The sequence below is a fragment of the Actinomycetota bacterium genome, assembly GCA_013152275.1.
Taxonomy (GTDB): domain Bacteria; phylum Actinomycetota; class Acidimicrobiia; order Spongiisociales; family UBA4744; genus BMS3Bbin01.
The window spans coordinates 1-14,580 of sequence record JAADGS010000025.1 but is presented as its reverse complement, the minus strand read 5'-3'; the positions used below and the strand labels follow the sequence as shown (position 1 = coordinate 14,580).

Sequence of the window (14,580 nt, the reverse complement as noted above, 5' to 3'; positions counted from 1 at the left end):
GGGCTCAGGGGGGTCGCCACGACCCCTACGAGCCCTGGGTTCAAGAGGTATCGTGAATGGCGATGGACCCAACGATCGACCAACTGCGCGAGCGGCTCGCCGCCATCGCCACCCGACTGGCGAACGACCCCGATCCCTCGATGCGTGATGCGCTCGAAGCAGAGCAAGCCGACCTGCGAGAGCGTGTCCAGGCACGCTTCTCCGCGCATCCGCAAGGACGGGCCATGCTCGAGGAAGAGCTGGCGACCCTTGAACGACAGCTCGAACAGCTCGTATCCCAGCAAATCAAGAAGGCGAGGACGTCGCTGGGAGGCGGCAGCCCATCGGGGGGCGGACTGGAGCCTCGGGACGTCCAGTATCTCCGAGCGGTCCATGAGCGGTGGAACAACATGCCGGCACTCCGCGCAAGGATCGAGGAGCTCCGAAACCGCCTCGATCGGTGACAAACCGTTGAACCCAGGGCTCAGGGGGGTCGTGGCGACCCCTACGAGCCCTGGGTTCAACGGTTACTCGGCCTGTTCGAGGGCCATCGCGAAGACCATGGCCGTGTCGTCGGTGTGGGTGATCGTGACCAGCACCTCGGTGACCCCCAGCCGTTCGGCTCGGGCCAGGGCGCGTCCGGAAAGGTTCACCCGGGGCCGGCCCCCGCCGGTGATCTCGATGTCCTTCCATCCGACGTGCCGCCATCCGACACCGAGGCTCTTCATCACCGCCTCCTTGCCGGCGAAGCGGGCGGCGAACCGACTCGCAGGGTTTGCGTACCGTGACGCGTAGGCGCGCTCATGGTCGGTGAACACTCGCTCGGGAAACCGCGGGTACTTCTCCAGCAACCGTTGCACCCTGGCAATCTCGGCCAGGTCGATTCCGAGACCGATGACACGCATGGGGCCACGCTACCGTCTCGCCGCCCGAAAGACAGCCTGCCCCGTCACCGCCGCGACAGCGTCACTCCACCGTGACGCTCTTGGCCAGGTTCCTCGGCATGTCGATGTCGTGCCCCGGCACCCGGGCGGTGTCGCCGGCCCGCGACCGCAGTTGCCCTACTGCTCGAACACCACGAGGGCGGCAGGACAGTAGGACCGGAACGCGATCCTCGCCCAGCTGTTGAACTCTGGTTCGGTCATGCCCGTTTGGGTCATCACGCGAGGCCCCTCCGTCGAGAAGAACACCTGCTGCATGTCGCCTGGCGACGGCTGCCTCTCGAGGTTCGCGCAGACCCCCTTCGCCAGATCCACGAGATCCTGATCCGACAGGTCGGCCGACCAGGACTCGGCGGTCTGGGCCACCCGCACCTCCTGGATGTAGGTGTCCGGGGTCGCCTCGAACGCGGTGGTCGGCGGAACCGAGGTGAACACCGTCCACCCCGAGGGAGTATCACCCATGACGAGGAACTCCTCGGGGGCGTCGGCCTGCCAGCCCGCCTGTTCGGCGGTCACGACATCTCCGTGGCACCCCGGCCTCGTCAACGCGTACCGGCGTCCGAAGCCTTCGTCCGGAGTCCGGTAGATGGTCCGGACCGGCCCTCCGGGCTGCCAGGCGCGGATCTCGGAAGAGTCCTTCCCGCCACCGTAGAGCCAATAGGCAATACCGTCGCACGCCATCACCGACCCGGCGACACCGTGCCCCAAGCCGACGACGTCACCATCCTCGACACCGAAAACCGGCACGTCCCAGTAGTCGACGCCCGACTCGCCCGCCTCGTTGCGAAACGGGGCCGGCTGGTCCGTCCACGCAACCGTCTTGCCGCTCGCCGCGCCGTCGAAGACACCGCAGTGCCTCGCCTCATAGCGGGTGAGCTTTCCATCGGGGAGATGCACGACGTCCAGCGACCCGCAGGACTCGTTCGACGACCCATCCGCCGTCTCCGTGAACGCGACGATGGGCCAGTCGATCCGTGGAGGGCCGAACGCTATCGATGGATCATCGGCGCAATGAGCGTCGAGGACCTCCCCAGTGTCGAGGTTCCGGACCCGGACACACAGCCGGTCACCTTCTGGGGCGTCCGTGAACCACACAAGCCACGAACCGTTCAGATGCATGAGGGGAACGACCGCCGGCGGGCCGGCCGGCTCGGTACGCTTCTCGATAACGGTACCGCTACCGGATCGGAGATCGAATACCCACAGCCGGTACTCCCCTGTCCGATCCTCGTACTCGAGGAGCGCGACCCGGCCGTCGTCCACCCACGCGTCGTTGATGATCCAGGACGGCGGGGTCCGATGCAGCTCGTAGGCGCGCGTCCCGTCGTACGCCCAGAGCGCCTGCCCCTGGTACTCGGCCCCGCGACGATCGAACACGAGCACCTGGCCGTCGAAGTCGGACGGAGGTTCCGCATCGAGGAGTGACGTGCCGAGCGTCGCCCACTCCCGCACGTCGTCGACGATCTCGACCGGCCGGAAGGCCGTGGTCGTCGAGGCGACCATGGTCGTGGTAATGGCGGCGGTCGTGGCACCGGGTACCGGCGGCGGCGTGACCATCGATGCCGACGTCGGATTGATGACGGGTGCCGGCGACTCCTGGGCGCACCCGCCGATCAGCGAACCGACGACTGCGGCGGCGCCCAGCCACCGTGCGATCCGACGTCGACTGGCCACCTCGTGGTCACGCCCCGATGTTATGAGCCCAGTGGGTCCTGGTGGCATCCCACAGGTTCTGGAAGGGGACATACCGACGCTTCCCCGTGTCGTAACCGTCGGGCCGCCAATCCCGCTCGTCGTAGGACTCCAAGATCCCGAATCTCTCGGTCGTGTGCGAGTACCCGCGACCGGTCCGGAAGTGGTCCTCCTGGACCTCGATGGCGAGCGCCGTCGCTGCCATCGCGAGCACCATGACCGCGGCGAGAAACCCAACCACCATGATTCTTGCACGCATGTGCCACCCCCTGGCTTGGAGACGGGCGGGCGTCGCACGGCGCTCCCCGCCTGCGTGTCATGCGTGGTGATGTTACGCCTCCACGCCCCCCCCCTGTCACCCCCAGACGATCTGGCCGGCGAACCCCCTGCCCTACTCCACCGTGACGCTCTTGGCCAGGTTCCTCGGCATGTCGATGTCGTGGCCCAGCACCCGGGCGGCGTGGTAGGCGAGCAACTGGAGCGGGATGATCGACAGGACGGGGCTGAGGAAGTCGTAGGTCCTCGGGATGCGCAGCACCTCATCGGCGTACTTGTCCACCTGATCGTCATCGTCGTAGGCGAGCGCGAGCACGTGGGCTCCCCTGGCTTTCACCTCCAGCAGTGCAGAGATCGTCTTGTCGTACAGGTGCTGCTGGGTCAGAATGACCACGACCGGCGTGCCTTCGGTGATGAGCGCGAGCGTGCCGTGCTTGAGTTCACCGGCGGGCATCGCCTCCGAGTGCATGTAGGAGATCTCCTTCAGCTTCAACGATCCTTCGGTCGCCACCGCGTAGTCGAGACCCCTGCCGATGAAGTACACGTCCGACGTGCTCGCAAACCGGTCGGCAATCTCGAGAATCGCCGCGTCATGTTCCAGCACCTGAGCCGCCTTGTCGGGCAGCGTCCACAGTTCGGCGGCCAGTTCGGCGGCGCGAGCGTCCGACACCGTCCCACGGGCGCGACCGAGCCGGAGAGCGAGCATGTACTCACCGACGAGCATGGCGACATATGCCTTGGTCGACGCGACGGCGATCTCGGGGCCGGCTCTCGTGTACAGGACGTCGTCGGCGACCCGGCTCAGCGTGGATCCCACAACGTTCGTGATGGCGAGAAGTCGTGACCCTCGCTCTCTGGCAAGCCGGGCGGCGGCAAGGGTGTCGGCGGTCTCCCCCGACTGGCTGATGGCGACCGTCAACGTTCCCGGGTCGATCAGAGGATCTCGGTACCGCAGCTCGTGGGCGTATTCGACCTCGACGGGAATGCGCAGCGTCTTCTCCAACACTTCTCGGGCGACCAGCCCTGCGTGGTAGGCGGTCCCGCAGGCAGTCACCCAGATCTTCGAGAGGTTGTCGACGAAGCCGTCGGGGAAGTCGACCGCCTCCAGAGTGACGGACCCGTCTCGGAGGAGGCGCCCCCGGAGGGTCTCGTCGATCACGCCGGGCTGCTCGTAGATCTCCTTCAGCATGAAGTGCGGGAAGCCGGACTTCTCGGACTGCTCGACCGTCCAGGTGATCTTCTGCGGTGCGCGCTCCACCGGTTCCCCGTCGAGGGTTTCGATCACCGCTCCTTCGAGGGTGAGCGTCACCATCTCGCCATTCTCGACCACCAGCATCTGATCCGTATACGGCAGGATCGCCGGAATGTCGGACGCGAGGAATGTCTCTCCGTCACCGATGCCGATCACCAGCGGACTGATCATGCGCACGGCAACGATCCGGTCGGGCTCCTTGGCGGACATCGTCACGAGCGCATAGGCCCCTGTGGCACGGGCGACGGCGCGACGGACCGCCTCTGCCAGGTCTCCGTCGTACTCGTCGGCGATGAGGTGGATCAGCACTTCGGTATCGGTATCGGAAACGAACGTGTGCCCGGCCTCCGAGAGCTCTTCTTTGAGGTCGAGATAGTTCTCGATGATGCCGTTGTGGACGACGGCGAACTCACCGGTCTCGTCGAAGTGTGGATGGGCGTTGACGTCGTTGGGGACCCCATGGGTCGCCCAGCGGGTGTGGCCGATGCCGAGGGTCCCCATGAGTGGATTCGCCCCGACCATCGCTGCCATCCGATCGAGTTTTCCGGCCGCCTTGCGAATCTCGATGGCACCACCGTTCGACACCGCGATGCCCGCGGAGTCGTACCCGCGGTATTCGAGGCGTCGCAGTGAGGCGACGAGGACGTCCTGGGCCTGGCGCGGGCCGACGTAGCCGACGATGCCGCACATGGTGTCTCCTTCTCGGTTGGAGACCGGCACCAGACGGGTCGATCCCGTCTCCCACACCGAAGCGGCCTCTGTTGCGGGGTCACCCCCGGGTTTTGCTCCGCTTCGTCACGACCGTGGCAGCCGAGAGGGCATCCGCCGAATGCTTCGATACTCCCTCTACCTCGTCACCCCTCGAGGGGCCAGGCGCTGAAGGCATGCCGTGCCGGTCCGATGGTAAGGGTAGTCGCGCGGGTGCCGGATCCGAACCGTTCCCCCTTCCGCGGTAGGAGAACGCAACGTCGCCGGAAGTCTCAGGTGCCGAGCTCCCGCCGAGCGATGGCGACGAGTTCGTCGGTGATTGCGATCGCCTCGTCGCGCGTGGATGCCTCCACCATGATTCGCACGAGCGGCTCGGTGCCGGAGGCGCGTACGAGGATCCGCCCATCACCGGCCAGCTTGGCTTCCCAATCGCGGATCGTCGCCCACAGCACCTCAGCGTCTTCGAGCCGTCCCTTGTCATCCACGTGCACGTTGCGCAGAATCTGTGGGAATTCGGTGATCGTCTCCGCGCGAAGCTCTCGCAGCTCCTTGCCGGTGATCGCCACGACCTCGAGGAGCCGCACCGCCGTCAGAAGGCCGTCGCCGGTCACGGCCCGGTCGGCGAAGATCACGTGGCCCGACTGCTCTCCACCGAGAATCGCCCTTCGATTCCACATCGCTTCCTTGACGTAGCGATCGCCGACCTGCGTCTCGACGAGCTCGATGTCCATGCGTTCCATCGCCTTGCGAAATCCGAGATTGGCCATGACGGTTGCGACGACAATATTCTTCTTGAGTCGGCCGGCCTCTTTCATCTGGCGGGCGATGACCGCCATGATCACATCGCCGTTCGCGGGAATCCCATCCTCGTCTACGGCGATCAGCCGGTCGGCGTCCCCGTCGAACGCAAGCCCGATCCGGCCCTTGGAATGCCTGGCGAGAAACTCGGGGTGAGCGGCGCCACATCCGTCGTTGATGTTCGTACCGTCCGGCTCCGCGCAGATGGTTTCCACATCGGCCTTGAGTCGCCGGAACAGTTCGGGGGCGACGCGACTTGCAGCACCGTTGGCACAGTCGAGGAGGAGACGGAAACCCCGTAACGAGTAGGACGTCGAGCTCTGGAGAAACCGCAGGTAGCGATCTTCGGCGTCCAGCATCGGGAAACGTGTGCCAACCCGATCACCACCGGCGAGATGCCACGGTGCTCCCCGGCGAAGCCTCGCCTCGATCGCGTCCTCTTGCTCATCGGCAAGCTTGGCACCGCGCCCGTCGAGCAACTTGATACCGTTGTCGGCTGCGGGATTGTGCGACGCAGAGACGACGACTCCCATCGTGGCACCCGACACCTCGACAAGATGCGAAATGCCGCCGGTCGGGAGGACACCGACGTCCACCGTGTCGACGCCGAGCGAGTGGAACCCGGCCTGAAGCGCTTCTGTCAGCATCTGTCCGGACCGTCGCGTGTCGCGGCCTATGAGGACCGAGCCGCCACGAATCGTCTCCCCGGCGGCACGCCCGAGGGACATGGCGATATCCGCGCTGAGTTCGGTGTTGGCCACACCGCGGATCCCGTCGGTGCCGAAAAGCCGGTTGCCGTTCGTGAGCATACGGCGAGGGTAGCTACCGCTTCGTGTACTGCGGTGCTCGACGTGCCTTGCGCAAGCCGTATTTCTTGCGCTCCACCTTGCGGGCGTCACGGGTGAGATAGCCCGCCTTCTTCAGCATCGGCCGCAGTTCAGGTTCGAGAACGATGAGTGCACGGGCGATACCGAGACGAAGTGCGTCGGCCTGGCCGGTCGTTCCTCCGCCTTCGAGCTTCGCCTTGATGTCATAACGACCTTCCCGGTTCGTTTCACGCAAAGGCGCGAGGAGACGAAGCCGCTGGGCCATCGTGGGGAAGTACGTGTCGAGCGGCTTGCCGTTGAGCGTGACCGCCCCGGTGCCGTCGTAGAACCGCACCCGGGCGACGGACTCCTTGCGACGGCCGGTTGCCTGAACGAGCGGCTTGGACATCAGGACTCCACCTTTCGAATATCGAATATCAGCTCCTGGGGCGACTGCGCCTGGTGCGGATGGTCGGGGCCGGCATGCACCTTGAGCTTACGAAGCATCTGGCGACCCAGGCGGTTCTTGGGAAGCATTCCCCGAACCGCTCGCCGTACGATCTCCTCGGGGCGTCGTCCTCGCAGGGACTCGAGGCCCTCTTCGGTCAGCCCACCCGGATATCCCGAGTGGCGGTAATAGATCTTGTCGCGCCCGCTGACCCGTACCTTCTCGGCGTTGATGATGATCACAAAGTCGCCGGTGTCGACGTGCGGAGCCTGTATCGGCTTGTGCTTGCCGCGCAGGATGCAAGCGACCTCGGACGCCAGGCGTCCCAAGGGAAGATCCTGGGCGTCCACGACGAACCACGCTCTGTGGATGTCGTCGACCTTGGGGGAATACGTCTTTTGCAGCCTCATGGAAACCTCGCGAAGGAAGCGCTCCGAGACTCTCGGAGCCGCCACATGGTAGAACGCGCCGGGCAAAAGCGCCAAATGAGAGGCTCTCTGCGAATGCAGCCGGTGTCGGAAGCAGCCTCGACCCGAGAACTCCCTATCCTGCGTCTGTCATGACCCTGCTCACCATCGATGACATTCTGGCGGCGCGTGAGCGCCAGCGCGATTCGGTGATCACCACCCCCCTCCTGCACTCTGCGTCGTTTTCCCGTATGGCGGGTCGAGACGTCTGGCTGAAGGCCGAGAACCTGCAGCGGACAGGCTCGTTCAAGATTCGAGGAGCGTCCAACGTGATCGGCCGGCTCACGTCGGATACGGGCGTGGTCGCGGGGTCTGCAGGGAATCACGCGCAAGGTGTGGCTCTTGCAGCCCAGATGGCCGGGATTCCGGCCACGATCTTCATGCCCCGTTCGGCTGCGATCCCCAAGGTGGAGGCGACTCGCAGCTACGGAGCGGATGTTCGCCTCGGTGGAGAGGACATCCAGGCCGCCGTCGAAGCAGCGCGCCGGTTCGCCGACGAAACCGGGGCCCGGTTCATTCACCCATTCGACGACCCGGGCATCATCGCCGGGCAAGGCACACTTGGCCTCGAGATCATCGAACAGCTCCCGGATGCGGCCACGGTGGTGGTCCCGATCGGCGGAGGCGGCCTGATCTCCGGCACCGGCGTGGCGATCAAAGCGCTGCGGCCGGGCACGCGAATCGTCGGTGTCGAGATCGAGTCGGTCGCCCCCTACCTCGCCTCTCGAAACCGTGGCAGCCTCGTTGCGGTGCCCTATCACCCCACCGTTGCGGACGGGATCGCCGTCCCCGTGCCGTCTGCACTTGCCTACGCGCACATCGAGAAGGTCGTCGATGACATCGTCACCGTGGACGACCGGGCGGCGGCACGCGCCGTCATGCTGCTGCTGGAGCGGGCCAAGCTGGTCGTCGAGGGCGCAGGCTCGGTCGGTGTCGCAGCGCTGGTCGAAGGAGCGCTCCCCGACACACCCGATCCATGTGTGATCGTGCTGTCGGGAGGGAACATCGACCCTCTTCTCGTAGGCAAGGTCCTGCGCTACGGCCTCGAGGCTGCAGGACGCTACGCATGGTTCCGGGTCCTGATTCCTGACGTGCCGGGACAACTTGCCACCGTACTGAACCTGATCGCCGACCTCGGAGCGAACGTGCTGACCGTCAACCACCGGCGAGAAGGTGCAGGATTGCCGTTCGGGACGACCGAACTGGGGATCGCGGTGGAAACGGTGGGCGTCGAGCAAACCGAAAGGCTCCGGGAATCCCTGCAGGCCTACGAGCAATCGGCCGGATAGCCGACCTCCCACAAGATCAGTCCGCGCGGCGGGGCCGCGCCCGTGGCGGCCGCCCGATCCCTTGCCGCGATGATGGCCGGGACCTCGTCTGCCGAGATCTTGCCTCGCCCGACCTCGACACAGAGAGCGACCAGTGCTCGCACCATCTGGTGACAGAACGACGTGGCCGTGATCCGAAACTCGACGATGTCCCCGTCTCGTATCCACTCGGAGCCGAGTACTCGCCGCACGGTGTTCTTTCTCTTCGCCCTGCGGCAGAAGGACGCGAAGTCGTGCTCGCCGACAATCCAGCCTGCTGCCCGCTGCATCGCCTCCAAGTCGAGCTGATACCGGATATGCCACGTGGTGCGGAAGAGGAAGGGGTCGGGCTCCGGTCGCGATAGCAGACGATATCGATAGCTGCGATGCAGGGCAGAGAACCGGGCGCTGAAACCGTCGGGCACCCTACGGCACTCCCGGACGACGACCTCCGGAGCGAGCATCTTGGTGAGGGACTGCGCCAACACCTCTGGCCGGATGTCCTTCTCGGTCACGAAGCTCACGACCTGCCCGCGCGCGTGCACGCCGGCGTCGGTGCGACCGGCAACCACGGTCTCGACCGGTCCGATCCTGCGCTGCAGTGCCGCCTCCAACTCGCCCTGAATCGTTCTGACAGCAGGCTGTTTCGCCCAACCGTGGAACCCGGTTCCGTCGTAGGCAAGATCCAGCCGATACGTGGACATCAGAGCCTGCGGAGTACCAGCGGCAGACTGGGGCCGATACCGATCATCTGCAGAATCCACCAGACAGCGACCGCCAGCAGTGCTGCGCTCGCCGAACGCCCTCGGTCGAAATCGAACAGAACCCGCGCCGCCTCGGCCACTGCGGCGGAGAACCAGACGAGTGCGGCAATCGCCACGGCCGTGCTCGCCGGCGATGGCAACGGCAGAGCGATCGCCATGATGAGCAACGGCGTGTGCGCGAATCCGACGAGACGGACCACGGTCTGAAACCTCGCCTGCCCATCGAGCAGCTTTACGCCCGCCAGCCAGAGCGCGCCACCGATCACCAACCAACCGATGACACCGCCGAACACGACGAGAAGCACACCGGTCAGGCTGATGCCGGGGATCCCCGAGAGGGCCGCTGCCAGGGCAATGACTGCATATACGGCCGCGACAACCAGGATCGCGTTGCCGGTCGCGTAGTCGTCGAAAACGAGTTCGGTGTAGACGCGCCGGTCCAGTCGGGCTGCGCGCAGCATCTGTTGCAGCATGGCCCGACGAGCGTACCAGTCGGCTGTCGGTTATCGGTCATCGGCCACCATGAACCGCAGTTTGGCGACCGGGCGCGTGATCGAAGGGTCTCCTCGCGGAATCTCCTCGAGGCGAAACCACCGCACATCGTCGGTACCGTCTCCAGCCACGACGCCCCAGTCGTCCGACACGAATACGGAGCGGACGTCGAAGTGCTCATGCGCAGGATCATCGCCTCGCTGCGGAAACGTGTGGACGTCCAGGTCGAACACTCCCTGCCAACACAGATCGACTATGCCGGTCTCCTCCTCGATCTCGCGCCTTTGGGCAGCGACGATATCCTGATCGTCGGGTTCGATGTGACCGCCGGGTTGTAGCCACCGTCCGAGCTTTCGATGCAAGACGAGCAGGACGGCGCTGCGATCAGGCGAGAGAACGAAGCCGCTTGCCGTGACATGGCCCGGCTCGAAATGTGTTCGCAAGCACGGATCGACCGAGTTCCCGAGGAGCGCCATGATTCGATCGCGATGACCCGCCTCACGGTCGTCGAACGGCACGATGGCATCGAGCAGTGTGCGCAGAGCCGGGACATCCATGACATCACCGTATCAGCCGCCGGCGAAGCACGGACGAACCGGTATGGTTGCCACATGGCGGACATGACACGCGTCGCGAGGTTCTCACACAGGGTGGAGGCGGAACTGGCTCGCGCCTCTCTGGAGTCCGAGGGAATCCCGGCGTTGCTCCTCGCGGACGATGCCGGAGGGACCTGGCCGGGGCTGCCGATCAACCTGCTCGTCGAGGCTGCCGATGTCGAAGCAGCCGAGCAGATTCTCGAACCGATGCGCTCGCGGCCGGTTCCCTCGTCCTTCGACTCCGCCGGCGACGATGCCCCACCGGCCGATGGTCTTCCCTGGTGGGCGTCTGCCGGTCTCATCATGGCCTTGCTCGTCGCGCTCGGAATGGTCGTGCTGACGATCACTCACTGAGGACCCCATCTCGGCGAGGTGTCCGGTTCGGGGCATGCTGCACCCGGAGCGTGAAACCCACTATCGTGCCCACCGATGAGCCCCCGAAGAGATCTTGCCGGCCTGGAGAACGCCGCCATGGATACCGCAGACCAGGCCGGCGTCGAGATCAGAGCGCTGCACGGATACCGGGACACAGGCATGGCTGCCGACGTCTTCGGTCAGGTGTGGGGACGTGACGCGACCCATGTGCCGACCGAACTCGGCGTGGCGTTCATCGAATCGGGAAACTACGTAGGCGGTGCATTTGCAGAGGGGACCATGGTTGGTGCCACCATCGGGTTCCTCGGGTGGCACGACGGAACCATCCACCTCCACTCCCACATCACCGGGGTCGTGCCCGAAGCCCGCGGACATCACGTCGGAATGGCACTGAAACTGGACCAGGCCGTATGGGCGGCACGGCGCGACATCGACCGCATCTCCTGGTCGTTCGATCCATTCGTCCGGCGCAACGCGAACTTCAATTTCAACGCCCTCGGGGCAAGGGCGGCCACCTACCGTGAGAACCTCTATGGGCCTCTCGAAGACCGGTTCAGCGCGCGGCAAGAAACCGACCGCATCCTGGTCGACTGGTACCCGAGTGGACCGGAAGCCACCGCCGTGCGTTCAGGAAGCCTCCCCCTCCCCAACGCGGAGGCGTTGATCGCCGAAGGTGCCGCTGCCGTTCTGCGAGACGACAACGGTCCGGTCGTCACGCCCGCGCAAGCCGATGTTCTGTGCGTCCAGATCCCTGACGATATCGTCGCTCTCCGCAACACGGCGCCGCACATCGCCGGCGCGTGGCGTGATGCTCTCCGTGCCACGCTCGAAACGGCGATGAACCGAGGCTACGTGATCTCCGGATTCGACCCGGCCGGCTGGTACATCCTCGAAAGGAGACCGACGTGAACCTCAGAGACGTGGAGTTGCGACGCATCGGACTGTCACTCGTACACCCTTTCCGGACGTCGTTCGGCGTCGAACAGACGAGAGATATCCTCCTTGTGCACGTCGAAGCCGACGCCTCGGAGGGTTGGGGCGAATGCGTGGCGATGCAGGAACCGGTCTACTCGTCCGAGTATGTCGACGGAGCACAACAGATCATCAGGGAGCATTTCCTCCCCAGGCTGACCGGCGATGTCTCCGCAGCGGCACTCGGCGCTCTCCTGGCTCCGTTCCACGGTCATCCCATGGCGAAAGCCGCGCTGGAGATGGCTCTGCTCGACGCAGAGTTGAGAGCGTCCGGGGTGTCACTGGCGGCGTACCTGGGTGCGACCCGCTCGCGGGTTCCTGTCGGGGTGTCGGTCGGGATCTTCGACGAGATCCCGACGCTCCTCGATGCCGTCGAGCGTTATCTGGCCCGCGGCTATACCCGTGTCAAACTCAAGATCGAGCCTGGCCGGGACATCGATCCGGTCCGGGCCGTGAGAGAGCGGTTCGGCGACGACCTGCTGCTTCAAGTGGATGCCAACACCGCGTACGAAGCCGCCGACATGGACCATCTCGCCGCCCTCGACCAGTTCGGCCTGCTGCTCATCGAACAGCCCTTCGCCGAAGAGGACCTCCTCACGCACGCAGCGTTCGCCCGGCGCGTCACCACCCCGATCTGTCTCGACGAATCGATCACGTCGGCACGCACCGCGGCGGCCGCCATCGATCTCGGTGCCTGTTCGATCGTCAACATCAAGGCCGGACGTGTCGGTGGCTATCTGGAGGCCCGTAAGATCCACGACCTGTGTGCCCGACGAAACATCCCCGTCTGGTGTGGAGGGATGCTCGAGACCGGTCTCGGCCGGGCCGCGAACCTCGCGCTTGCCGGACTCCCCAACTTCCGGTATCCCGGAGACATCTCCGAGACGGCCCGCTACTACGAACACGACATCACGGTGCCGTTCATCCTCGAACCGGACGGAACGATCCCGGTTCCCGATGGTCCCGGGCTCGGTGTCGAGCCCGACCCGGACCGTCTCGACGAAGTGACGACCTCGGTGGAGCACATCCGTCTCCGGTAGCCGGTGGCCAGGCTCGCTTCGCTCACGATATTGGCACCCGGGACCGCGTCCCTGAAGAGCTGCCAGACCGCAGGGCGAAGGTTCGGCCAGGGTCATGCTGGAAACTGGGAGGTGGCCTGAGGGCCACCTCCCTTCAGACGAGTTCGATGATCGCCATCTGGACGCGGCCTGGGACATGTGCGAGCCGGGATCAGCGACCCCGGCTACGCCACCATCTCTTCCAACGTGCTTTCGTCCGACGCGGCCCTCCCCACCGCTCGAGTAGCCTGGCGTCTTCCCCGCCAAGGGTCCGGAGGTAGCGGATGCGAACACCGACACCTTCGAAGACGCTCCGCGGACGCTCGACCAGTGGCTCCTGCTCGATCCGATCGGAATAGCAGGGTCGGAGCCACAGGGCGGATTCGGATTCCCACGTCCACAGTCTTGCACTCCCCAAGGGGCCGGCGATCGGCACGAACGTCGCCAGCAGGAATCCGCCGAAACTCAGGTGAACGATGTCCCAGTCCCCTGCAACTTTCGTCCAATGTGGGAAGATCTGACGATCCGACAACGGTTCTCCCTGCTCTACCGGAACGACCGCGTATCGATCCGCAAGTTCGTACCAATCCTGAGGAGACCGGATCTCGAAGACCCTCGCATCGTCTGCGACATGCAGGTCCGCTTGCGGTAGCGGCAGCTCCGGATCCCAGTCTCCCGCCCACTGTGCAAGGAGGGAGTGAAACGCCGTCCGCTCTCCATATCGGGTGGCAGTGAGGAAGTATGCCGGGGGCATCTGGGGGATGTACTCCCTCGGGGGCGGTGCCTCCGACGGTACTTCGATGGATTGCATCTGGTCCCGACTGGTTCCCAGCCAGACCTGTCGATCCCGTTCCAACGAGGCGAACCACCAGGAAGAGTCTGGATGCTCCAGCAATCGAGGCACGAGATGACGCAGCCGCGCTGCCCGCTCGACAACCGCCACCTTCCGCTGTTCGTGATCGCCCGCCCACGGGTACATGTCCGAGATAGCGCCGGCTGCCAGATCCAACGCCGCCGGCGGCCGGACCGCCTCGTCCAGAGGAACACCCAACTGGTCGCAGAGCAGAAGGAACGCGCACGCCACGGGAGCTTGGAGAAACATCTCCTCTCGATCGCTCGCCGTATCCATCCTCACTCGCTTTCCACCGCGAACAACCACGTCGCCCAATCGAGCCCGAGGTCTGCTTGCGGTGTCGACGGCGGGACAGCCCACGTCACATTGACCGCCATCCACATAGTTCCCTCCGTGCTCGGTTCGTCGAGACGCAGCATCAGTCCCTCATCGGTCTGCTGGAGCCAACACCGACTGTAGGGATCCCGCGATGTGGAACGTCTGCAATCCAGTTCATGAAAAGCCTCATCGGCGGGGATTCCATCACCACCAAGATACCCATCGAACGCGTAGACGGTCAGGGCGCGCGGAGTTGCGGAAGAAGAAACCACGATGGCCAAGTCCCGACAATCCGACTTCGGCGGCTGCTCCGGCCAAGGGACCGGCACCCGCTCAACAGGTGTGAAATCAGACTCCCCGGGCGGAGATGTCGGCCATTCGCCGCTGTACGGCGTCCCAACCTGAAGAACGTGCTGCCGACCCTCTACGAGACAGACGATCTCGACCGACGGCGGCAACATCGGCGGAGACTTGAGCG

General features: G+C 65.2%; 17 protein-coding genes. 5 read left to right on the top strand and 12 right to left on the bottom strand.

The features are described from left to right. Positions 1–62 precede the first annotated feature (62 nt). Positions 63–443 (top strand): hypothetical protein, encoded by a 381-nt coding sequence (locus GXP34_02825; protein ID NOY54897.1) that lies wholly within the window; start codon positions 63–65, stop codon positions 441–443. Positions 444–506: 63 nt separating this feature from the next. On the opposite strand, the gene acpS is transcribed toward GXP34_02825, so the two are convergent. From acpS to rplM, 7 genes are all read right to left on the bottom strand, one after another. Next, complete coding sequence (acpS, locus tag GXP34_02820; protein ID NOY54896.1) at positions 507–884, bottom strand: holo-[acyl-carrier-protein] synthase; 378 nt, start codon at positions 882–884, stop codon at positions 507–509. 156 nt (positions 885–1,040) lie between these two features. Next, positions 1,041–2,594, bottom strand: coding sequence for a hypothetical protein (locus GXP34_02815; protein NOY54895.1), 1,554 nt, complete (start codon positions 2,592–2,594; stop codon positions 1,041–1,043). A gap of 7 nt (positions 2,595–2,601) precedes the next feature. Further along, entirely contained in the window at positions 2,602–2,871 is a 270-nt protein-coding gene (locus tag GXP34_02810; protein NOY54894.1) for a hypothetical protein, read from the bottom strand. A 132-nt stretch (positions 2,872–3,003) separates the two neighbouring features. Beyond that, on the bottom strand, positions 3,004–4,830 hold the full coding sequence (gene glmS / locus GXP34_02805) for a glutamine--fructose-6-phosphate transaminase (isomerizing) (protein NOY54893.1): 1,827 nt from the start codon (positions 4,828–4,830) through the stop codon (positions 3,004–3,006). A 290-nt stretch (positions 4,831–5,120) separates the two neighbouring features. Continuing rightward, entirely contained in the window at positions 5,121–6,455 is a 1,335-nt protein-coding gene (glmM, locus tag GXP34_02800; protein NOY54892.1) for a phosphoglucosamine mutase, read from the bottom strand. Positions 6,456–6,468: 13 nt separating this feature from the next. Further along, positions 6,469–6,861, bottom strand: coding sequence for a 30S ribosomal protein S9 (gene rpsI, locus GXP34_02795; protein ID NOY54891.1), 393 nt, complete (start codon positions 6,859–6,861; stop codon positions 6,469–6,471). Then, entirely contained in the window at positions 6,861–7,310 is a 450-nt protein-coding gene (rplM, locus tag GXP34_02790; protein ID NOY54890.1) for a 50S ribosomal protein L13, read from the bottom strand. The genes rpsI and rplM overlap by 1 nt, the downstream gene beginning before the upstream one ends. A 149-nt stretch (positions 7,311–7,459) precedes the next feature. On the opposite strand from rplM, the gene GXP34_02785 reads away from it, so the two are divergent. Continuing rightward, positions 7,460–8,656: a threonine ammonia-lyase gene (locus tag GXP34_02785; protein NOY54889.1), complete on the top strand. Its 1,197-nt coding sequence runs from the start codon at positions 7,460–7,462 to the stop codon at positions 8,654–8,656. On the opposite strand, the gene truA is transcribed toward GXP34_02785, so the two are convergent. Genes truA through GXP34_02770 form a run of 3 tightly spaced genes read right to left on the bottom strand, consistent with a single transcriptional unit; the run spans position 8,635 to position 10,406 of the window. Continuing rightward, positions 8,635–9,378, bottom strand: a complete 744-nt coding sequence (gene truA / locus GXP34_02780; protein NOY54888.1) for a tRNA pseudouridine(38-40) synthase TruA — start codon at positions 9,376–9,378, stop codon at positions 8,635–8,637. The two genes, GXP34_02785 and truA, sit on opposite strands and share 22 nt — an antisense overlap. Further along, on the bottom strand, positions 9,378–9,911 hold the full coding sequence (locus GXP34_02775; protein NOY54887.1) for a hypothetical protein: 534 nt from the start codon (positions 9,909–9,911) through the stop codon (positions 9,378–9,380). The genes truA and GXP34_02775 overlap by 1 nt, the downstream gene beginning before the upstream one ends. A gap of 30 nt (positions 9,912–9,941) precedes the next feature. After that, a complete protein-coding gene (locus GXP34_02770; protein NOY54886.1) occupies positions 9,942–10,406 on the bottom strand; it encodes an NUDIX domain-containing protein in 465 nt (154 codons plus the stop codon). A 135-nt stretch (positions 10,407–10,541) separates the two neighbouring features. Here GXP34_02770 and GXP34_02765 point away from each other — a divergent pair, with 135 nt between their 5' ends. From GXP34_02765 to menC, 3 genes are all read left to right on the top strand, one after another. Next, positions 10,542–10,880: a DUF2007 domain-containing protein gene (locus tag GXP34_02765; GenBank protein ID NOY54885.1), complete on the top strand. Its 339-nt coding sequence runs from the start codon at positions 10,542–10,544 to the stop codon at positions 10,878–10,880. A gap of 75 nt (positions 10,881–10,955) precedes the next feature. After that, positions 10,956–11,810, top strand: coding sequence for a GNAT family N-acetyltransferase (locus tag GXP34_02760; protein NOY54884.1), 855 nt, complete (start codon positions 10,956–10,958; stop codon positions 11,808–11,810). Further along, complete coding sequence (gene menC, locus GXP34_02755) at positions 11,807–12,913, top strand: o-succinylbenzoate synthase (protein ID NOY54883.1); 1,107 nt, start codon at positions 11,807–11,809, stop codon at positions 12,911–12,913. The genes GXP34_02760 and menC overlap by 4 nt, the downstream gene beginning before the upstream one ends. Positions 12,914–13,103: 190 nt before the next feature. Here menC and GXP34_02750 read toward each other — a convergent pair whose 3' ends face one another. After that, on the bottom strand, positions 13,104–14,060 hold the full coding sequence (locus tag GXP34_02750; GenBank protein ID NOY54882.1) for a hypothetical protein: 957 nt from the start codon (positions 14,058–14,060) through the stop codon (positions 13,104–13,106). A gap of 2 nt (positions 14,061–14,062) precedes the next feature. Then, on the bottom strand, positions 14,063–14,383 hold the full coding sequence (locus GXP34_02745; protein NOY54881.1) for a hypothetical protein: 321 nt from the start codon (positions 14,381–14,383) through the stop codon (positions 14,063–14,065). Positions 14,384–14,580: the final 197 nt, after the last annotated feature.